The 21319-nt window shown below is 30.5% G+C and carries 20 protein-coding genes; 7 read left to right on the top strand and 13 right to left on the bottom strand.

The window, feature by feature from the left end; genetic code table 11:
• Positions 1-56: 56 nt before the first annotated feature.
• The 3 genes from KTC94_RS16700 to KTC94_RS16690 form a co-directional block, all read right to left on the bottom strand.
• Positions 57-758 (bottom strand): zinc dependent phospholipase C family protein, encoded by a 702-nt coding sequence (locus KTC94_RS16700; protein ID WP_216301722.1) that lies wholly within the window; start codon positions 756-758, stop codon positions 57-59.
• 95 nt (positions 759-853) lie between these two features.
• Positions 854-2152, bottom strand: a complete 1299-nt coding sequence (locus KTC94_RS16695; RefSeq protein WP_220285994.1) for a hypothetical protein — start codon at positions 2150-2152, stop codon at positions 854-856.
• 63 nt (positions 2153-2215) lie between these two features.
• Positions 2216-2770 carry a ferritin family protein gene (locus KTC94_RS16690; protein ID WP_216301720.1) on the bottom strand — a complete coding sequence of 185 codons (555 nt, stop codon included), beginning with the start codon at positions 2768-2770 and terminating at the stop codon, positions 2216-2218.
• Between the two features lie 421 nt (positions 2771-3191).
• On the opposite strand from KTC94_RS16690, the gene spoVB reads away from it, so the two are divergent.
• On the top strand, positions 3192-4691 hold the full coding sequence (gene spoVB / locus KTC94_RS16685) for a stage V sporulation protein B (protein WP_220285995.1): 1500 nt from the start codon (positions 3192-3194) through the stop codon (positions 4689-4691).
• An 86-nt stretch (positions 4692-4777) separates the two neighbouring features.
• Here the strand turns inward: spoVB and KTC94_RS16680 are convergent, their stop codons facing one another.
• The 5 genes from KTC94_RS16680 to KTC94_RS16660 form a co-directional block, all read right to left on the bottom strand.
• Positions 4778-6406: a polysaccharide biosynthesis protein gene (locus KTC94_RS16680; RefSeq protein ID WP_216301718.1), complete on the bottom strand. Its 1629-nt coding sequence runs from the start codon at positions 6404-6406 to the stop codon at positions 4778-4780.
• Positions 6407-6607: 201 nt separating this feature from the next.
• Positions 6608-7561, bottom strand: a complete 954-nt coding sequence (locus tag KTC94_RS16675; protein ID WP_216301717.1) for an RluA family pseudouridine synthase — start codon at positions 7559-7561, stop codon at positions 6608-6610.
• A gap of 152 nt (positions 7562-7713) precedes the next feature.
• Positions 7714-8871 (bottom strand): M20 family metallopeptidase, encoded by a 1158-nt coding sequence (locus KTC94_RS16670; protein WP_253198063.1) that lies wholly within the window; start codon positions 8869-8871, stop codon positions 7714-7716.
• A gap of 153 nt (positions 8872-9024) precedes the next feature.
• The gene (locus KTC94_RS16665; protein WP_165411963.1) at positions 9025-9324 is read right to left on the bottom strand and encodes a hypothetical protein; all 300 of its coding nucleotides are present in this window, start codon (positions 9322-9324) and stop codon (positions 9025-9027) included.
• A gap of 88 nt (positions 9325-9412) precedes the next feature.
• Positions 9413-11443: an ATP-dependent helicase gene (locus KTC94_RS16660; RefSeq protein WP_220320173.1), complete on the bottom strand. Its 2031-nt coding sequence runs from the start codon at positions 11441-11443 to the stop codon at positions 9413-9415.
• A 157-nt stretch (positions 11444-11600) separates the two neighbouring features.
• Between KTC94_RS16660 and KTC94_RS16655 the strand changes: the two genes are divergently transcribed.
• Both KTC94_RS16655 and KTC94_RS16650 read left to right on the top strand, forming a co-directional pair.
• Positions 11601-13079: a nicotinate phosphoribosyltransferase gene (locus KTC94_RS16655; RefSeq protein ID WP_165411964.1), complete on the top strand. Its 1479-nt coding sequence runs from the start codon at positions 11601-11603 to the stop codon at positions 13077-13079.
• A gap of 44 nt (positions 13080-13123) precedes the next feature.
• Positions 13124-13483 (top strand): hypothetical protein, encoded by a 360-nt coding sequence (locus KTC94_RS16650; RefSeq protein ID WP_165411965.1) that lies wholly within the window; start codon positions 13124-13126, stop codon positions 13481-13483.
• A 76-nt stretch (positions 13484-13559) separates the two neighbouring features.
• On the opposite strand, the gene ndk is transcribed toward KTC94_RS16650, so the two are convergent.
• The 3 genes from ndk to KTC94_RS16635 form a co-directional block, all read right to left on the bottom strand.
• Positions 13560-14051 carry a nucleoside-diphosphate kinase gene (gene ndk, locus KTC94_RS16645; RefSeq protein ID WP_216301715.1) on the bottom strand — a complete coding sequence of 164 codons (492 nt, stop codon included), beginning with the start codon at positions 14049-14051 and terminating at the stop codon, positions 13560-13562.
• Between the two features lie 88 nt (positions 14052-14139).
• Positions 14140-14349 carry a hypothetical protein gene (locus KTC94_RS16640; protein ID WP_165411967.1) on the bottom strand — a complete coding sequence of 70 codons (210 nt, stop codon included), beginning with the start codon at positions 14347-14349 and terminating at the stop codon, positions 14140-14142.
• Positions 14350-14534: 185 nt separating this feature from the next.
• The gene (locus KTC94_RS16635; protein ID WP_220285996.1) at positions 14535-15176 is read right to left on the bottom strand and encodes a lactate utilization protein; all 642 of its coding nucleotides are present in this window, start codon (positions 15174-15176) and stop codon (positions 14535-14537) included.
• A 157-nt stretch (positions 15177-15333) separates the two neighbouring features.
• On the opposite strand from KTC94_RS16635, the gene KTC94_RS16630 reads away from it, so the two are divergent.
• The gene (locus KTC94_RS16630; protein WP_165411969.1) at positions 15334-15693 is read left to right on the top strand and encodes a helix-turn-helix domain-containing protein; all 360 of its coding nucleotides are present in this window, start codon (positions 15334-15336) and stop codon (positions 15691-15693) included.
• A gap of 501 nt (positions 15694-16194) precedes the next feature.
• On the opposite strand, the gene KTC94_RS16625 is transcribed toward KTC94_RS16630, so the two are convergent.
• Complete coding sequence (locus tag KTC94_RS16625) at positions 16195-16809, bottom strand: CoA pyrophosphatase (protein WP_216301712.1); 615 nt, start codon at positions 16807-16809, stop codon at positions 16195-16197.
• Positions 16810-17045: 236 nt separating this feature from the next.
• On the opposite strand from KTC94_RS16625, the gene KTC94_RS16620 reads away from it, so the two are divergent.
• A complete protein-coding gene (locus KTC94_RS16620; protein WP_216301711.1) occupies positions 17046-18299 on the top strand; it encodes a D-alanyl-D-alanine carboxypeptidase family protein in 1254 nt (417 codons plus the stop codon).
• Between the two features lie 214 nt (positions 18300-18513).
• Positions 18514-18801, top strand: coding sequence for a helix-turn-helix transcriptional regulator (locus KTC94_RS16615; RefSeq protein ID WP_165411973.1), 288 nt, complete (start codon positions 18514-18516; stop codon positions 18799-18801).
• A gap of 116 nt (positions 18802-18917) precedes the next feature.
• On the opposite strand, the gene KTC94_RS16610 is transcribed toward KTC94_RS16615, so the two are convergent.
• Positions 18918-19208 (bottom strand): EamA family transporter, encoded by a 291-nt coding sequence (locus tag KTC94_RS16610; protein ID WP_220320154.1) that lies wholly within the window; start codon positions 19206-19208, stop codon positions 18918-18920.
• 266 nt (positions 19209-19474) lie between these two features.
• On the opposite strand from KTC94_RS16610, the gene KTC94_RS16605 reads away from it, so the two are divergent.
• Entirely contained in the window at positions 19475-21235 is a 1761-nt protein-coding gene (locus tag KTC94_RS16605) for a phosphoenolpyruvate carboxykinase (RefSeq protein ID WP_220285997.1), read from the top strand.
• The last annotated feature ends 84 nt before the right edge of the window (positions 21236-21319 follow it).

The raw sequence follows: 21319 nt of genomic DNA, 5'->3' as shown, positions 1-21319 counted from the left end.
TTACCTATTTTTATCTTATTCTTCAAAAATAAAATAATTCCTCTAAAATAAAGGAATTATTTATTAATTTCATTATAAAAATTAATCATTAAACCTGCAGTAGTCTTTTGTGCCCGTTGCACTATAAGTGTAGATATTTTCTTGTACCTATCTTCCTTGTTTTTTATGTTTGCATTAGCAATATAAGTTTCATTCGCAAATAATGCATTTTTTTTTATATAGTCTTCTATATTCTCCTGTTTTATTACTTCATTAAAAATAGGAAATGAATAATCACTCATTAATCTACTTATAATCCAAAGTTCAAAATTTCTGTGGCTTTTAAGTAGCTTATTGTTCACATGTTGAGGCACCGTAGCATCTTGAATTAAATGACAGGCTGCTCCAAAATAAAACAGGGCTTGCCTTGTGTCCCCTTCTTTAATAAATCTTAATGCACATTTATAATATTTTTCGAATTCGGTTAATGCATTTGAAAATCCATAAAGGCCAGTACCCTTAATGTGATGATAAAAATGGTTTGAGCTTTTAAAATCTTGATCTGCCCAAGTAACCCCCTTATTTAGTTCTTTTATGTGTCCCTTGTAAAAACTAGAAATTTCACTATATTCCTTATTTTTTAAAATTTCTATAGCTTGAATATTTATAAATTTATGAACAATGCAATGAGTTTTCATGACCCTTTTTTTAATTGGATTTATTGTTATCATTAAGCCTTTTAAAGTTTTTCCATAAGTAACTTCCATTCTTTTCTTCAACCTGTTCACCTCTCACTTTAGTATACAATAAATATGATCTGAAAACATACCTGAATATTTTTTAATAATTAACAACAATGTATATTGACTATATTCTAATTCTTTTTGCTTAAACTAACAAGTAGGCTAATTATTAAAGTTAGCACAATTGTTAATAAATAGTAACTTAATCTCCTCCCTTCTATCCCTATATCATTCTTTATATTTTTTTTGATTTTAATTAAATATCCACTTTTAGAGTCTAACACTATTAAATCATCAAAAAACTTCATACTAGATATATAAGTTTCATCCCCAAATCTTACTTTTTCTTTAAGCGCACTACTTTTATTTAAACTATATATACTATTATCATTCTTTTCATAGAAATATATACAGTCTATGCTACCTATTATACCTTTTTTATCAATTGCTAACCCGGCTAAACTATTTACTTCTTTATGTTGATAAATTGGTGCGGGAGGATTTGTTGTAGGGTGCTGGTCTAAAATAAATGGTATGTCCCCGTTAAGTAAGCCTTTAAATTTAGGTGAACTTATTGGATCTCCTCCAGTATAATCTGGGAAACCATACCATGATTTTTTTTTAATTTTGTATATATAATCACTATCTCCCTTTACAGGCCTTAATCCCCTGTCCTCCATTCCACCAACAGCAACTAATATTTTGCCCTCACTATTAAAATCTATAGCCTTCATATTTCTTATACCCCAAGCAAAGTTTCCCTGTGCTCCAGTTTTTAAATTATAAACTATTATAGATGAATTTCCAATCATATGTTCTGTTATTATTTGCCCCTTTACGTTCCTAGTTTTATATGGAACAAATGCTCCGGTCTTTTTCTTATCAAAATTAATTCCTTTTATAGTTATACTTTTAGGCGAAACATCATGATTTTGAGGGTAATCATCTAACCATTGATTATCCGGTCCAACTACCCCAGAATTTGTTGCAGCTCCTATTGTAACAAATAGATATTCTCCATTAATTCTAACTAAACTGTCATTATAGTCTCCATAATTAGGCATATTCTTGATAATTTCTTTATTTGCCTTTGTTACTAAATCATATGAGTAGACTTTTGTTCCGGATGCATAATACAATACTTTATTATTATAATCTAAACTAGTTATGCTCAGCTTCTTATTTGTAAATATATTGTATGACCTGCCTACTTTATCTATGTACTGTACTTTGTCTTTGAAAGCTACATAGTAGTTTCCTTCACTATCTTTCGTAAAATCTACTGCCTTACTTAATCCTTTAAATAGTATCTGTGATTTTATAACTTCATCTTTAACCGTAACCCTATATTCTTTAAACGAACCTTTCATTGAAAATAGTGCAAAAGCCATTGCAGCTAAAATAACTATAAATCCAATGGTCTTCTTCATACTTACCCCCTAAATTATAAATACTCTAATTTATATATATTTATATAAATTAGAGTATATGTGTTAATAATTTCTAGCAATTTGTATATGGCTTCTTTCAACCTCCGCCAAGGCAACAAATACCTCTTTAACAATCAAATTATTTATTTCCTTTGCATGTTTTTCATAAAACTTTGTAGCATGAACTTCTCTATTTTCTGCGAGTTTCATTAAGCTTGTATCGTTTTTATATTTACTGTAATCTATATCCACGAGTTTTGGAAGTTCTTTGAACCCACCTAGTTTTTGATGCACAATAGCATGTATTTTTTCAATTTTTGAAAGTGCTTTAAAAATTTCTTTAACATGGTTGTTACTCGCAAGCTTTGCCGCCGACATATAAAACTCTGAATTAAATATTTCAAGTTTCATGGCATGATCTAATACTACTAAAGTATTGGGATCCAAACTTTGCGCACAAACCTTGTAGGCCTCACCAACAGATTTTAAATACTTATAAGTTACGCCACAAAACGGGCAATATTTAATATGCTCTCTTTCATTCACTTCTAATAAACCATCATTATTTATATTGAAATTATTTATATTTATCTCCATACCACATATCAAACATTTCATATCGCTCTATTTCCTCCGCACTTTTATTTGGAGTAAATAATAATATTATTTATTATTCTCCTTAAGACACTACTAAAATTATTCTAACATAAAAAGCTCCTCCCTAGAAGGTTTTTACAATTTTTTTATAAAATCATAAACTACACTGGTATCATAATTAATAAACTTTTTATTTTAATTACATTTCAGATGGAAGGACTCCCACTTCTATAAATGGGAGTCCCATACTATAACAAATAGAAAACTTCAGTAGGAGTATAAGTCTCCTTCTGAAGTCATTAATATTGCAGCTCCCCAGGAGATGATTTAATTACATTTCAACATCTCAGATGATGATTTACAGAATATAATTATTAAATTTCACATACTAATTATAAATAACTGTTATCTCCCCAGGTAGAAGAACAAGGAGGATCCTTTTATGATTAAAGATAATTTCTATAGAGACTCAATAATACTCACCGTATCAAATTTAACTGCTGGTATATTAAGGTTTATGTTTTCGATTTTACTTTCAAAAAAATTAGGTGCAGAAGGTATGGGATTATATAGCCTTGTAATGCCTATTTATGATTTATTCACTTGCCTTATTTGCGGTGGAATGGTAACAGCTATTTCAAAAGAAGCTTCATCCTATTACGAATTAAAGGATTACGGTAGTTTAAACAAATCTATACATACTGCCTTAGTTTTTGATTTTGCATTTTCTATATTAATAGCAGCTTTAGTATTTATTTTTTCACCTTTTATTAGTACATATATAATAAAAGATCAAAGAACATTATACTCCCTTTGGGTTATTTGCCCGGCTTTAATCTTTGTTGCTCTTTCATCTATATATAAGGGTTATTTCTACGGTATTTCCAATGTTAAAGTACCTGCAATCATAGATATTGTTGAAAAGACCGTAAGAATGGGCATAATACTTGGAATTATAAATTTTTTCGCATTAAAAAATGTAACTACTACCGTAACTGCTACATATATCGCCTTATCCATTGGGGAACTTATAAGTTTTATTCTACTCTTTATCTTCTATGAAAAAAGTAAAACCAAATTTAAGAATTACAATAAAAAAACTGAAGGAAGGGCCCAACTTTTATTTAATGTCCTTGTTGTTTCATTCCCATTATGTTTAAATGGCTTTTTAAACACTGTAATTTCCGCGCTATCAACATTGATTGTCCCTGGGCGACTAGTTTCTGCAGGCATAGAGTATACGCAGAGTTTATCCTTAATAGGTAAATTTTCAGGTATGGCTATGAGCATTGTGTTCTTTCCTTTTATTATTGTAATATCCATGTCAACCATCTTAACTCCAGATATTTCTAAAAGTATTAGTAAAAATGATTATAACGGTTTGGAGCGTAGAGTCCGCGAAGTTATAAAAGTTTCGTTTTTACTAGGACTTTCAACTATGATAATATGTTTATGTACTGGAGACTCCCTTGGAAAATTATTTTTCGACAGATATGACTTAGGTGTTTACATACGGCTTGCTTCCTTAAGTGCGCCATTCATGTATATGTCTGGTTCAACCTTTGGAATTTTAAACGGACTTGGCAAACAAAAATCTCTTTTAATAAATTCTATAGTAACCTCTATTCTTGAACTTGTTTTACTATATGTATTATTAGGTATCCCAAAATTAAACATTCTAGGTTACGGCATAGCTCTCATTATAAGCTCTATTATAAGCTTTATATTAAATATTATTGCAATTAAAAAAAGCTGCTATATACAGTTTTCAGTAGGCGAAATTTTAACTGATGTCTGTCTTAGCACACTCTTATACTTTGTATTAAAAATTTTAAATACTACGTTGCCAAATTCTATCTTTGTTACTAAAAACATAATAATTATTGCTACTGGCTTCTCCCTTTTACTATTTTCTATCCTGCTTACAAAAAAAAGAAAATAATCAGATATTTTTTTGTGAATTGGAGAGATGAATAAAAAAAAGTATATATTACGTATAAAATGCATTAATAGTAATATATACTTTTTTTATTTAATTCTTTGTAAAATATACTTAGGTATAAGTTTCTTAATCTTTCTTGGAAATACATCCAAATCATCTTTAGTTATTCCACCTATAATCACTAATGCGAAGAAATAAGTTAATATAGCTAAGCATATAGTAAATAATATAGAAACAGCATTAGCAAAATATCCTTGTTTAATATGACTGAATATAAAATTTAAGATAGTATACATGAACCCTGCAACTACAGCCATAACCCCTGATGCTATTATGGGTTTTATTGCATGACTAGCTAGTTTAATTCTAATCCCTAGCGCTTTGTTCATAGTATTATAGTTCAACATCAAAATTATTGCAAAACTTACTCCGTTGGCCATAACAGCCCCTAATACATTAAGTGTTGGAATTGCTACAAAAATATAATTAGTAATTATTTTTCCTATCAATCCCAGAACTGCATAAATTGTAACTAAGTAAAGTTTTCCAAGCCCCTGAAGAATTGAAGTTTGAATACTAACCACAGCCATAAGTATTATTACCACTGATCCATATGTAAGTAATCTTGAAACGTCAGACCCATATTGGATTAAATATACTATGGGTTTAGCTAAAACTGCAAGTCCAACTGCGGAAGGTACTGCCACCAAAAAACACAGCCTAAAAGCATAATCAATTTTACTTCTTACAGCTTTTTTGTCCTTAAGTGCCATTAAGCCGGATATAGAAGGCAGAATAGTCATGGCTAGAGCTGTAATAATAGCTATAGGCACATTTATTAATGTCGTATATTTACTTAACACACCCCATAAAATACTAACCTGCACTTTATCCATTCCAGAAGATAACATTCTTGATTTAACTACCCCTAAATCAATCAATAATCCTGATTGTTGTATTCCTAAACATATTGTCATTGGCACGGCAACACCCAATAGCTTTTTTATTATTTTTTTAGTAGTTAATCTCTTTATATTTAACTTATTATACCCTTTTGGAACTATAAAAATTCTATTTTTTTTATAAGCATAAATCATATATATTACCGCAACCAGTGCTCCTACAGTTGTTCCAATAGTTCCGCCTGCCGCTCCTTCTGCTAGCCCATATTTTATAAAACACGCTGCAAAAACTAAACTAAATATAGTATTTGCAATTTGTTCTAATACTTGTGATACAGCAGTGGGGGTCATATTCCCTCTCCCTTGAAAATAACCTCTATAAGCTGATAATACAGATGATAATAGAATAGTTGGAGCGAGTGCCATGATTGCTAATTTTGCAGTATCACTCTCGGTTGCATTAGCTATAGGTACTACGAAAATAAGCATTAAAAGTGACATAACTATCCCTAATATCAAAAGCGAAAATCTAGCTATTTTAAAAGTCTTTACAGCATCCTTATAATTACCTACCGCTATGAGCTCTGATACTATCTTAGAAATAGCCACAGGAATACCAGCATTTGTTAATATATATACATATGTAAATATACTGTATGCTGAATAATATACCCCTAACCCATCCTCTCCTAGTATTTTCCCTAAAAAAGGTATATAAAGTAGTGATAAAACCTTAACCATAAAACCTGCCGCAGATAATATGGCAAAACCTTTTGTTGTAGATTGTTTATTTGAATTTGCTTGTTCACTCATTAAATCATCTCCTGGGTCGTTAAATCATCACCTGCGGTGCTGCAACATCTTCACAGAAGATGCATTGACGACTTCAGAAGGAGATTTATACTCCCCCTGAAGTTTTCTATTTGTTAGGGCAAGTAACGCCTACTTATAGTAGGTAACTCTCACTTATAGAAGTGGGAGACTTTCCTTCTGAAATGTCGTTAAACTCATCCTCTAAAATTTAAATACATCCTTTTTAATCTTTTTTAATATTGGTGGTAAACTCTCTGCAATAGTTTTATTCTCCATATAAGATAAATCATCCGGGCAATTCTTAAACATTGCCTTATACGCATATAAATATTGGTAATCTAAACCATATTTGTTGTTAAAGAAACTATTCATTTTTTTATCTCCATATTTTGAATCACCAACAATAGAATTACCCAAATGGCTTAAATGCGCTCTAAGTTGATGGCTTCTTCCTGTTAAAAGATTAATATCTATTAAAGAAAATGTACCACAACTTTGCAACGTTTTAACTTCCATTGCTATTTTTTTTGTATCTGGCATCTCGGTGTCAAATACCTGTGATATATTTGCATCCTCATTTTTATATATATATCCCTCGTAAACCCCATCTTTAATTCTGTTTCTTACTAAAGCCATATAATATTTTTCAACATTTCTTTCTCTTACCATTTCATTTAAAAGTTTAAGAGATTTAAAGTTCTTACCAAACATAACTATACCTGAAGTATTTCTATCTAATCTATTACAAGGTGCTGGTTTAAATGTTATTTCATTTTCTGGCTGATAATCTCCCTTATCATATAAATAAGAAAGCACATAATCTATTAAAGTAGCTTCGCCATCTTTTTTATCAGAATGAACTAAAACTCCCGGCCATTTTTCAACCATTAATATATTAGCATCCTCAAATGTAATTTTTAAATTGTTTTCAATTCTTTTAAACTCTTCTTTTTTAAACTCACTTGTAATATATTTTGTTTCAACAATATCGCCTTGTACTAAAGAATGTTTTTCCTTGATTTTGTTACCATTAACCCTAATATCACCTTTTCTAAAAGCTTTATATATTTTACTTAACGGCACATCACCAAGTACTTTTCTCATGAATTTATCCGTTCTTTGTCCCGCTTCATTCGCTCCAATTTCTATCCTCATATAATCCTCCTATTTCTTTTATCTCTTGTTATCTATTGACGAATTCTATATATAATCTAATTTATTTTATAAAAAATCACCCTTTTATTTTGTAATAAATTATAATACATTTAAAAAAATCACATCAAATATCAATTATATACTAATATGTGTTATGAATTCAATAAAAATTCATAAGCTAATGTACATTGCATAGCTACACCTATTGATATACAACTCTCATCTATATCAAATAAACTACCATGAGCCGGGTTTACTATACCTTTTTCTTTATTACCACTTCCTAAAAAATAAAATAGTGCTGGCCTTTCCATAGAGAAATAAGCAAAACTTTCCACCCCCATAGTAGGCTGATCTAATTTATAAACATTACTCTCAGAAATAACTTGACTTGCTTTACTTTCAAACATCTCTGCAAGCTTATCATTATTATAAAGACAAGGATAACTTTCCTCAATACTAATTTCACATTCCCCTCTCATAGCGGTAACGATGCCTTCCACTACCTGAACTAATCTGGTCTTTATATATTCTCTATGTTCACTCTTCATAGTTCTAATAATTCCCGATATTGTAACCTCTTCGGGTATAATATTTTGAGCTGTACCTCCATGAATTGATCCTATAGTAATTACTGCAGGATCTGTAGGTGGAATTTCGCGGCTTACAATGTTTTGAAGTGAAATAATAACATTGCTAGCTATTACAATGGGATCAACCGTCATATGTGGGCTTGCACCATGTCCTCCTTTACCTACTACTTTTATAGTAAATGGATTTGATGCTGCATAAGCTACGCCTCTTTTTAAACCAACGGTTCCAGCCTCTAAAAATTCTTCTACATGAAGCCCAATAATAGCATCCACATTAGGATTTTCTAGTACTCCTTCTTTAATCATTAAAGGTGAACCACCAGTTGTTTCTTCTGCTGGTTCAAATAAAAGTTTAACATTTCCTGGAATTTTATCCTTCATGCTATTTAATATCTTAGCTGCACCCAAAAGTATAGTGGTATGAGCATCATGTCCACAAGCATGCATTTTACCATTAATTTTAGAGGAGTAATCACATATTTTCTTATCTTGCAATGGAAGTGCATCCATATCTGCCCTTAAAGCAATAGTTTTTTCACCTTTGCCTCTAATAATAGCACAGATTCCCGTTTGTGCTACCTCATAAAACTCAATGCCTTCCTTTAATAAAAAATCTTTTACCTTCTGGGAGGTTTTAAATAAATCAAACCCTAATTCAGGGTTTTCATGAAAGCCTCTTCTTATGTCTATTAATTCACTTTCAATATTTTTTGCCATATCTAAAAAATTCACTATATACACCCCTTTACGCTATTTTTCCCAATATATTTCAATTACATTCCTATTATTCCCATCACTGTAAATTAAATTATTAAGCTCATATTCATAGAATATGAGCTTAATAAAATTATATTGTAACATTCAATAAAACTACTGTAATAACTTAATTACACCGGAACTTTCTGATACATAAGGTAATTTTTTTATAATAGTATAAATGTATTTTGGTTTTGATTTATCATCTTTTAAAGCCTGTTCCAATGATAATTCATTATAGTACAATAGCTTGCACCAAAAATCCACGAAGTCATCTCTTGTAATAAAAATTATATTACCTCTCTCTTTAACTGTAAATCCACAGTTAAATCTCTCCACAATTTCTATATCTGAGTGCTTTCCATTTGACAAAATTAACCTTACATCATCCCACATTTGCTTAAAGGCAACCATTAAATACCCTCCTTAATACACAATTCATTTTTCAGTATACCATATTTACATACTTTGTCAATTGTTGTTATGTATTGCATTACATTTGCTATACTTTTGAAATTAAAGAGTTATTATACAATACATTGACGTCAAATTTTCTTATAATTTCTCCCTCAAACTTAATCTCTAACTCTTTACTAGTAATTGCAATTACGACTCCACTCCCAAAACTTTTATGCATCACCGCGTCGCCTTCTTTAAAAGGCAAATCCGAATCGCTTGATCCTAAAATATTGCACTCTCTAATAAATCGTGAGGTTTCTTTCGCTTTTCCTTTTACACTTTTACTAATGCAAAGCCAAACATTGTTTATAGCTCTTGTAATTCCAACATAAAATAGTCTTCTTTCTTCCTCTAGGTTATTATCTATACTATTTACATGGGGGATATTTTCCTCATTGCAATTTATTAAGTATACATTTTCAAACTCCATACCTTTAACACCGTGAATTGTACTAAGTATTACTGCATCCTCATCTATATTTTTCTTATGCTTACTAATTTCCTCTTTAACCTGGTCCACATGGGCTAGAAAAGTTATTATAGAGTTATATCCTTCTGCTGATTGTCTAAACTCGTCAATAACATCCTCCATCTCACCTAAATCTATCTTAAATTTAGTGCAATACCCTTTAATATAATCATGATATCCTATACTTAAGACTAAATTATCTATAGCGTTTTCTAATGAAATTTTATTTAAAAAATGTATATCCTTTTTTAACTTATCTAGCATCTTCATTTGAAATACCGGTATTTCTTCAATATCTTTTAGCATTTCAAAACAGTCTTCTTTTACGGGATTTCTTTTTAATTTATCTAAATTTAGTTTACTTATATATCTAAAGGGCTTATTAATTATTCTGACAAAACTCTCTCTATCACTTTTATCAATACTTAATTTAAAATATGCAATTATATCTTTACAAATGAAATGTTGAAAAAAGTCATACTCCTTGTCTAAAAGCTTAAAAGGTATTCTTTTTTTGATAAAGACATCTATTAGACTTCTGCACTCTACGTTTGTTCTGTACAATATGGCATTATCTCTATAATTTTTTTCATTATTTTCCTTATATTTTTGAATAATACAGCTAATTTCCTCTGCCTGTGAGTTCTCATTTACATTGTTAAGTACTGCAACGATGCCATCATACTGCTTAAATGCTGTTATATCCTTTTCATTTCTCAAGTCGTTATTTTTTATAATGTTCATGGATATTTCTACTATATTCTTTGGACATCTATAGTTAGTAGACAAGGGTAATTTCCCTCCACCTACAAAATGCTCTGAAAACTTAACCATGCACTCAGGATTCGACCCTCTAAAACCATAAATACATTGGTCCTCGTCTCCTACTGCAAAAATAGAATTTTCTTCATTTAAAAGCTTTAGTATCTCAACTTGCATAGAATCACAATCTTGAAATTCATCTACTAAAATATGTTTAAATAAACTTCTATACCCCTTAAGTATTGTGTAATTTTTTATAAACAGATCTCTGCACCCTATTTGAAGATCATCAAAATCAAATAAGTTTTTTTCTTTTCTATACTGCTCATAAATGTTATAGGCCGCTATAAAGATTCCTTTATCAATACTTGGAGAGAAATTTTCCATTAGCTTTCCACTTGTTTTGAATACTGAAATATTATTTATAACTTCCTTTACTTTTTCATCACCTACCTCATCCAAATATGACATAAGTACATTTTTTATGAGTTTATATACCTCTAGTGTATCTACTATGTTTATCTGTCCGTAATAGTTCTTAAGAATCTTATAAAACAAACCATGAAATGTTCCAAAAAACGGAACCCTCTCCTTTCCATTAATAGCAACATATCTACTTTTCATATTAATAGCCGCAGCTCTTGTAAAAGTAATGACAATAATGTTTTTTGGTTTAACATTTTTCTCATTTATTAAATGAACAATCCTATTAACAATAACTACTGTTTTACCACTACCCGGTCCTGCTGTTACTAATAAATTTCTGTTAACAGAATAAACAGCATCCTTTTGCTCTTTACTTAATTTCGAATTTATTTTCTTGCTTACTATTTTATTATCCATATTATGTTTTGTCTCCACTTTCATCCACCTACTTTAAATTGCTCATATATTATGCTTATACCCAATTTACTATTTTAATAATCTTATCTAAACATTAATATATAATTATGTTATAATTTCATTATATACTTTTATTAAATTTCAAAGGGGAAAAATTATGAAACACTCAAAAGATTTTAATGTGAGGAACGAAAGAAACCTAACAATGCTGGTAGACTTTTACGAATTAACTATGGCAAACGGTTATTTAGATAATAATGTTCAAGATAAAATTGCCTACTTTGATATGTTTTTTAGACGAATACCTGACGGTGGTGGATATTGTATTATGGCCGGGGTACAACAATTACTTGAATATCTTTCTAATTTGAAATTTTCAAATGATGATATATCCTATCTAAAAAGCAAAAATGATTTTTCAGATGATTTTATAGATTATTTAAAGGATTTTAAATTTTCTTGTGATGTCTGGGCGGTGCCAGAAGGTTATCCTGTTTTTCCTGGTGAACCCTTGGTTATAGTTAAAGGACCTATTATACAAGCTCAATTTGTTGAGACAATGATACTACTCACAATAAATCATCAAACTTTAATAGCTACAAAAGCGAGTAGAATATGTAGAGCCGCAAAGGGTAGACCTGTTATGGAATTTGGTTCTAGGCGTGCTCAAGGCTATGATGGCGCTATATATGGAGCACGTGCCGCCGTTATTGGTGGTTGTGTTGGTACTGCTTGCACTATCGCTGAAGAAATGTTTGATATCCCAGCCATTGGAACTATGGCTCATAGTTGGGTACAGCTTTTTGATACTGAATATGATGCCTTTAAATCTTGGACTATAACCTACCCCGATAACTGTGTACTTCTTATAGATACTTATAACGTACTACGCTCTGGGATTCTAAATGCCATAAAAGTATTTAATGATGTACTTAAACCTATGGGTAAAAGACCTAAAGGAATACGAATTGATAGTGGTGATATTACCTATCTAACTAAAAAAGTTAGAGTAATTTTAGATGAAGCTGGATACTCAGATGTAAAGATTACGGTTTCTAACTCACTGGATGAATATATTATAAGCGGTGTTTTGGAAAATGGGGCACAAATTGATAACTTTGGTGTTGGTGAGAGACTTATTACTGCAAGATCGGAACCAGTGTTTGGCGGTGTTTATAAACTCGTTGCAGTTGAGAATGATGGAGAAATAATACCAAAAATTAAGATTAGTGAGAATGCAGAAAAAATCATCAATCCTGCTTTTAAAAAATTATATAGAATTTTCGATAAAACATCACACAAGGCCATTGCAGATTTTATTACCTTACATGATGAGAAAATCGATGAAAGTAGACCACTTGAAATATTTAATCCAGTTTATACCTGGAAAAAGAAAAATCTTAAACATTACTATGTAAAAGAACTTATGGTTAAACTATTTGAAAATGGACAGCAGATTTATGAATCTCCGTCTGTTATGGAAATAAAAGCATTTTCTGAACAAGAAGTATCTAAGTTATGGACAGAAGTTTTAAGATTTGATAATCCTCATGCATATTATGTGGATCTTTCTTGGAATTTATGGAACCTAAAGCAAGGTCTATTAACTCATTATTCTGAAACCCTCGAGGAGTAACAGAAATATATTTGTTATCCCCAAGAGTTATACTAGGAGGACTTATGGCACAACCTTTAAAAATCAAGCTTTCAAAAATTGCTCTTGATAATCTTATGGAAATGATTAAACTTGACGATGCTTATGATAGTGTGCGATTTGTATACGTCAGCGGTTGTTGCAAAACTGCAAAAGTTGATATTTACTTAGATAATTTTAAAACTGGAGACATAAAAAATAATATTGATAATTTACCAATATTATATGATGAAACTCTTTTAGAAAACATAAATGAACTCACAGTAGCCTATAAAGATTCTAGATTTTGGATTAAGACATTATTGCCGAAAGATGCCAAGAGCCATTGTTCTAGTGCTGGCAAACAATCCTGTAATGGTTGCGGTGGACATTGTGGTTCTCATTAACCACATGTAATATGTGATTAATATGGAAATACTTAAAAAGGCTAGCCAATATTATTGGTTAGCCTTTTAGTTAAAATTATACATTTATTGATAGACCATCTGTTTTTGAAAACAAATCAACAGTTCCCTTATACTGATCTTGGTATGTAAGCTTTTGAAGGCTCGCAAGCTCCGGAAACCATAACGCAATCTCATGTTCTGCACTTTCAATGCTATCAGAGGCGTGAACTAAATTTTTAGTTTTATCCAAAGTGAATTTCCCTCTTATACTGCCAAGTTCCGCTTTTACAGGATCCTTATCTCCATTGATTTTACGCACTACATCAACAGCTTTTTCACCCATTAAAATAATTGCACATATTTTACCTTCAGTAATATAATTTATTAACGCATCAAAAAATTTCTTTCCTGCGTGTTCACTATAATGTTTTTTAGCAATGTCCTTTGTAGCAGTAATCATTTTGAGCGACACAATTTCTAATGATTTCTCTTCATATTGATTAAGAATTTTCCCAATAAGTCCTCGTTTAACTCCATCTGGTTTAATTAAAACCAAAGTTCTTTCCATTTAAATTCACTCCCCCGCATTGTATATTTATAAACTAAATTATATCCTATTATTAGATATTATACACAAACTTTCATTAATATTCCTACTAGTATTCTTTGTATAGTAATCTAAGTGGTGAAGTTTTATCATCACTAAATAAATCATAATCAGAAATATTTTTAATATCAAATGGTTTATAATTTCTCAATTCATCAAACGGGCATTTCCCTCCATTATCTACCCATTTATGTAATGCACACTCCTTAAAGCAGTCTACTTCTTCTTCTATAGTTGTCAGAAAATCACACTGTAACATTTCATCACCTCGTCCCATATTTTGTTATTTAAGTAACATCATTACTCTCATAACATTATAAGACATTCTAGTGATAATTTGAAGTGCTTTTTTAAATTTTACATATAAATATATAGACAAAAATATACAAATTATCTTCCCTTCTGAGATGTCATTAAATCATCACCTGCGGTGCTGAAATATCGTTAAAAACCGAAGTCCTCACCAATTACAACTACAGTAATATCAGTTCTCATAGGCTTTCTTTTAATTACAGAATAGATCCTACAGATTCTAGTATCTGTTTTGCAGTCATTGCAAACTCCCGTCTTAGTACAAGGATTGGGCATATTTAGTCTCATATTATTCTTTGGTGCCGCAATTTGTTCTATTCGTTCAAAAGCTGAAGCTTCATTTTTACAAATTTTATTAACCCCTACTACAACAATGACTTTTTTAGGTCCAAAGCTCATTGCTGCCACTCTATTTCCTGCCCCATCAACGTTAACAAGCTCTCCATCTAAAGTTACAGCATTAGAACTACATAAATAAACATCACTAAGGAGCTCACCCCTCATAGTCTCCACTTTTTCGTAAGGTGTTAAAGTTGGATCACCATGATCTAACACAACTCCTCCCATGGCCTTTACCTTTTCTTGTATACCAAGTTCACTTATAGTCATTGATCCTCCAAAACCTACTCTGTCACCCTTGTGTACATTACTCATTATAAATTCTGAGGCTTCCTCACCTTTTTTTAAATAAACTGCTGAAAAACCATTTTTTTTAAGAACCTCTACTACTTTTGACCCAATAGTCTCTTTATGCCATGTATGAATTTCTTTCATTTCTTTCCCTCCTTTTTTAAGGAGGATTATATCATTGTATATAAAATATATCAATGATATAATTGTATATACCAAAGGTTTTTTAATCAAGTACTCACTTATAAGTTACTTAGTATACTAAGAACTGTTACCACTCGAACTAACACTAGGAGGTATTATGAGCGATAAAATTATGAAAATAAATAATAAAGAATATAGTTGTGCCATAGAGTTAACACTAGATATAATAGGTGGTAAGTGGAAGCCAATTATTCTTTGGAAATTAGCCCAAAACGGTGTATTAAGATTTAGCGAATTGAAACGCTCCATGGGTGGAATAACACAAAAAATGTTAACACAACAGCTTAGAGAATTAGAATCATATGAAATGGTTCATAGAAAAGTTTATGCAGAAGTTCCTCCTAAGGTAGAATACTCTTTAACAAAACAAGGCAAAAGTGTAATGCCTATATTAGACGTTATGTGTAAGTGGGGAACTGATTATTATGAAGGCATCGTCTCTGACAACAAAGAATAGTGATTTTTAAAGGGTGGACTTTTCCACTCTTTTTTTGATATGTTCAAATTAAGTATGCTAATCATCAGCTAACTAAACATATTTTTTAACTTTTAGGGCATATTAATTGCTAAAAGGAGTGATTTTTTTGAATGTAACCAGTACTTCATTATCATATATGTTTTTTGCAATTTCTATAGTATCATTTATATTTTTCTTGTATTACAAATTTCTAGTAATTAACACAGGTGATAAAAGTAAAAGACGAGATAAAATCATTGGATCAATGAAAGACCCTGAGCATTGGAGACACGGAAATAATATCATGGCTTTTATTTCTCTATTTTGGGCCTTAATATCGCAAAGTGCGTTTATTTATCTAAAATTTTTCTATAAATCAGGATTAGTTTCAATTATATATGTTTTTATCTATTTGGTTCTTATCTCACTAAGTGTTTTATTATTCATTAAGAAAAACAAAGTCGCACGCAGTAAATAATATAACTACAAAACAGTAATAATCTATTTCTTATTACTGTTTTGTAAAATTTCAATAAAACTTTTAATAATCTGCCCTGTAAAACCCCATATCTTATAGTTATTATATTCATAAAAATGCTCATCTAGATACCCTTTTCTAAACTTATAGTCTTTTCCTCCATTTATTAAATGAAAAGGAAAACCCTCTTGGTTTATGGGACCTATCTCCATTCTATAAAGCAGTGGTTCATTTTCCAAAAAGAATTTTAGTGGAACTTTAAAAACGTGATCTACTTCATCCTCATTAGGATTTATTTCACCATATTTTAGTTTGCCTACAAAAGCATATAGCAAGTTACCATAAGGGCTTATATAATAATCCATATCCCCTATAATTTCAATTTGATCGATTTTCAAATTTAATTCTTCCATAGTTTCTCTTATAGAAGTTTCCCTTGGATTTTCATCTAGTTCCACCTTTCCACCTGGAAGACAAACATCACCTGGCTGGCTTCTTAATTTGTGTGCACGCACTTCAAATACAATAGATAATCCCTCTGCATCCTCCGTAAGTAATATCATAACTGCACTTTCTTTAAATTCTCCAATAACCTTAGAATCTCTATTTTTAAATATTTTTTCTAGCTTATTTACCATACCTATTACCTCCTGATTCAACCTACTTATATACTATACCAAGATACTCAAATAATAAACCAAACCTTTCATTATTTTGGTTCTCACATATCAAACATAAATATATTGTATTAACTTCATCCTAAATACATCTTCATTAATCAATGTACCTTGTTCTTAATATCTTAAAATGATATACTTGCTTTATAATTATCAATAGATAAAGATAAAATTCAATACAAATGGAGAGATGAAAATTGAAAAGAAAAAATCGGCTTTTATTATTTACACTAGTGTTTACTTTAATATTTTCTACAACTGTTTTAGCTGCTGTTAACCCACCAGAATTAATTGGTAAAGCTGCCATTTCTGTAGATATGGATACTAACGAAATTATTTACACCAAAAACATTGATAATAAGATGTACCCAGCAAGTATTACAAAGCTTATTACAGCTTTACTACTAGCTGAAAATAAAAAATCAACAGATAATTTAAATTATACAAAAACTGCAAAAGAACAACCATCTTACTCTTATAATCTAAATGTACAGCCTGTAGCAATTGGAGATACAATGTCCGCTGACAACGTAATGGATGGACTTCTTCTTTATTCGGGAAATGATATAGCCTATATGATTGCCGATAACGTTGGTCAAAATCCAACTAATTTTGCTAAAATGATGAATGACAAGGCTACGAATCTAGGAATGAAAGGCTCTCATTTTATCACACCTAATGGTTTGGATGATAAAAATGATCAACATTATACAACTGCTTATGACCTAACTCTTTTAGGTAGAGCTGCTTATAAAAATGATTGGGTAAAAAAGTCTATGGGTAAAAAAACAAGTATAATAAAATCTGCTAATGGGGTCGAAGCTACTGTTCAGAATAGAAATAAACTTCTTGGCATAGAAGGCAACATAGGTGGTAAAACTGGCTATACAGAAAAGGCTGGAAGATGCTTAGTTTCTATATATGAACGTAACGGTCGCCATATCATAGGCGTTGTTATGAATTCTGAGAATGATGCAAAAGATACAAAGGTATTTGAAGATATGAAAAAACTAATTGACTTTAGTTATGACGCTAAAAAAGAAGTGCTTAATAAAAAAGCTACTGAAATCAAAACAATTTCTGTACCCTATAAGGTTATTCCATTCATAGGACCAGAAAAAACAATTGATGTGCCATTAGAGTCAAAGGAAGATGTGACTTTTTATAAAAATGATGTCGCACCACAAACTTCCTCTAAAGTTTCCCTCACGAATGCATGGAAACTTAATAAAAAGACTTCTGTTGGGACATTACTTTTCAAACAAAAAGATGCTGAAAAAAGCTATAAATTATATCCAATGATTTCAAAATCTGCTCTTATTAAAGATAATATAATTATCTATGCTGCAGCTGCCATTGTACTAATCGTAGTTTTAGCATTAATTGTATTATTAATTTCTTCTATCAACCGACGTAAAAATCGTCATAGTAGAGGAATGAGATTCAAATAGGTATTTGCGAGTTTAAGGACTATATTAATTCAAAAATTAATATAGTCCTTTTTTAGGCTTTTCAAATATTTTTTTTGCGAGTATATTGACATTTATATCGTAATATACTAATATAAGAATATTAATATATTATAAGTTGTTATATTTTTCATTACATATAATGTATAAAACAAATCTAAGATAAAATTTATTGATTTTTAAAAGGAGATTTTTTATGAATGCGAATTTTGAACAATATACAGAAATTGCTGATTTATTAAAAGCTATTGCTCACCCTGCACGAATATGTATTATTAGAGGACTTATGAACAAAGGACGCTGCAATGTTAGCTATATGCAGAACTGTTTAAACCTTCCTCAATCCACCGTCTCTCAGCATCTTCAAAAACTAAAATCTTTTGGAATTATCAAAGGTGAAAGAAATGGTCTACAAATTAATTATAAAATTTGTAATGAAACCATCATAAACGTTATAAATGCGATATTTCCTGATGAACATTAGTTGTCTTTTCAAAAAATTAGCGCTATGCGCTTTTTCTAATAGTAGGTTATAATAATTACCCCTACATAATTTCATAAGTATTTATAGTTATAACTTTATAATTCCCTTTAAAACTACTACAAACAATGTTGTAAATCATCCAAGAAAATACTGCTCCAAGAGTCATCAAGTCTCCTATTCTCAAATATAAAATATAGTGTTACTCCAAAGAGACCACCCAAGGCAAATTTAAACTTCTCCTCTTTTAAAACTTTTTCCTTATGGAATTTCACTTTTAATGTTATAAATAAAATTATTGCAGCTAACATAAATCTATAAAATGCCGATAATGTTGGCTCTACCTCTTCTGATATAACCTTTATGCTTAAATATGATAAGCTCCACATAAACATTAAGATAGTTGCCAATATCTAGTTACTCTAATATATTATTATTATAAAGCACATTTTAAAAATAACAATTCAGTATCCTAGTATGTCTATATCCCTATATATTTTCATGTGCATAATATATTAAAATACGATTTATGCAATTTAGGTGTTGTTAATATTTCATTTTTGCAGTATTATATTATAGTATTCAAGTTTCAACCGTCACTTATGAAATGTTTTTTTATATTAATTTCATTTCGTTAAAACGCAAAAATTATCTACTCACATATGGAGGTGCCAATTTGAAAAAAGAATTTTCTTTAAGTAACGATAAAGTAATGATAAATTTCACTGCAAAATACTGTAATAGTCCTGAAACCCTATTAGAAAGTGCTGGCTTTCGACGGGTTTTCAACGCATATCTCAAAAAAATAAAAAAGAAAAAATCGAATATATATAAATATTTAATCCAAAATGCACACACAGACAATGAGAATTTAGATGTCTTCATTGTACATTTATTTAAACTCTTATCTGTATTAAATGTACATGAGATTACAAATTTAAACACTAAATATAGTTCCCTTATAAGTAGCAAGGATACTTTTATTGATTTTATAGAAGATTTCTATGGCTTTTGGAGAAAACTTGAAAGATACACTGTAATTCACAACAATAAAATCAATGATGGCCTTGAGAAAACAAGCTTTGTTGAAGCTAACAATAATTTTTCAATGCTTATACTTAATTTATACAGAAAAATTGAAGAGAATGTTGTTGGATATAAACCTAAGGTTTACAGGCAACTGCCCGCAGGTGGCAATGCTGGTCTAATTGTTAATAATGCATATTGGCCAATGCCTTCTGGATATGAGCTATTAAAAGACGTTCCATTTATTGATTCAATAATATTAGATTTACCTTATATAAGCTACCCTAAAAAGAATACTCGTAATGGAATTTTTAATGAATGCTTTGAAAACCCATTGAAAAATTGTACTATAAGCACAGACCATTGGTTTTGTTATCCAGCTAAAGTAGGCACTTTACTTGCATTCATTTATATTCACAGAGATTTTATGGCCCATGCAATAACGCTATGTAACCTCTTTGAAATGGCAAGTGAAAGCGAATATAGGGGCATTAAGCCAGATATAGTTTTTGTTTTTGGTGGTAAAGATTCTTCTAATATTAAAAATTCCTCTTCTAAAGGCAGCACAGTATTTTATGATGATGTAGCAAATAATATCATGCTTGGCTATATAAGTTATGGCGATGAAATTGATTATTTCGGATATGTAAAAAAGATGACCTTAACACTTCATAACTTAATAATGATTAAACGCGGTTCTCTGCCAATTCATGGCGCAATGGTAAACATTATTATGAATAATGGTAACAGCGCAAATATTGTTATCATGGGTGATAGCGGTGCGGGTAAGTCTGAATGCTTAGAAGCCTTTAGAAGTTTAAGTGAAGATTATATCAGTGACATGACCATAGTCTTTGATGACATGGGCGTTCTTACTCTAAACGAAGGTGCTAAACCATTAGCCTTTGGAACTGAAATTGGTGCTTTCGTAAGACTCGATGATTTAGATGCAGGTTATGCCTTTAAAGAAATTGATAGAAGCATATTTATGAATCCTGATAAAATTAATGCAAGACTTGTTATGCCAGTAGCAAGCTATAAAGATATTATTAAGGGTTATCCCATAGATTTATTTCTCTATGCAAATAATTATGAAGAAGTAACCTGTGATATTGAAGAAATTAATTTCTTTACGAATCCTGCGGACGCTATTGATGTTTGCAAAAGAGGGTCAAGGATGGCAAAAGGTACTACTACTGAATTAGGTCTTGTAACCTCTTATTTTGCAAACCCTTTTGGTCCTGTTCAAAAACAAGAACTAGTAGATGTACTTCTAGTGAACTATTTTGACGAATTCTTCAAAACAGGGGTAAAAGTTGGACAAATCAGAACTTCCTTGGGTGTAAAAGGACAAGAAAAAGATGGTCCTAAAAAGGCAGCTAAAAAACTATTTGAATTAATTATAAAATAAGAGTGCAATCCGTATGAAGTTTCTCCTGCGTGACTCCAAATAAGAGCTTGAAAAGTGAAGTTCCATACTATTGTGCATCTCCAT

It is taken from the genome of Clostridium sp. CM028 (assembly GCF_030585565.1).
GTDB lineage: Bacteria > Bacillota > Clostridia > Clostridiales > Clostridiaceae > Clostridium_AD > Clostridium_AD estertheticum_B.
Note: the sequence above shows the minus strand (reverse complement) of the source record. Positions and strands in the feature narration are given on the sequence as shown.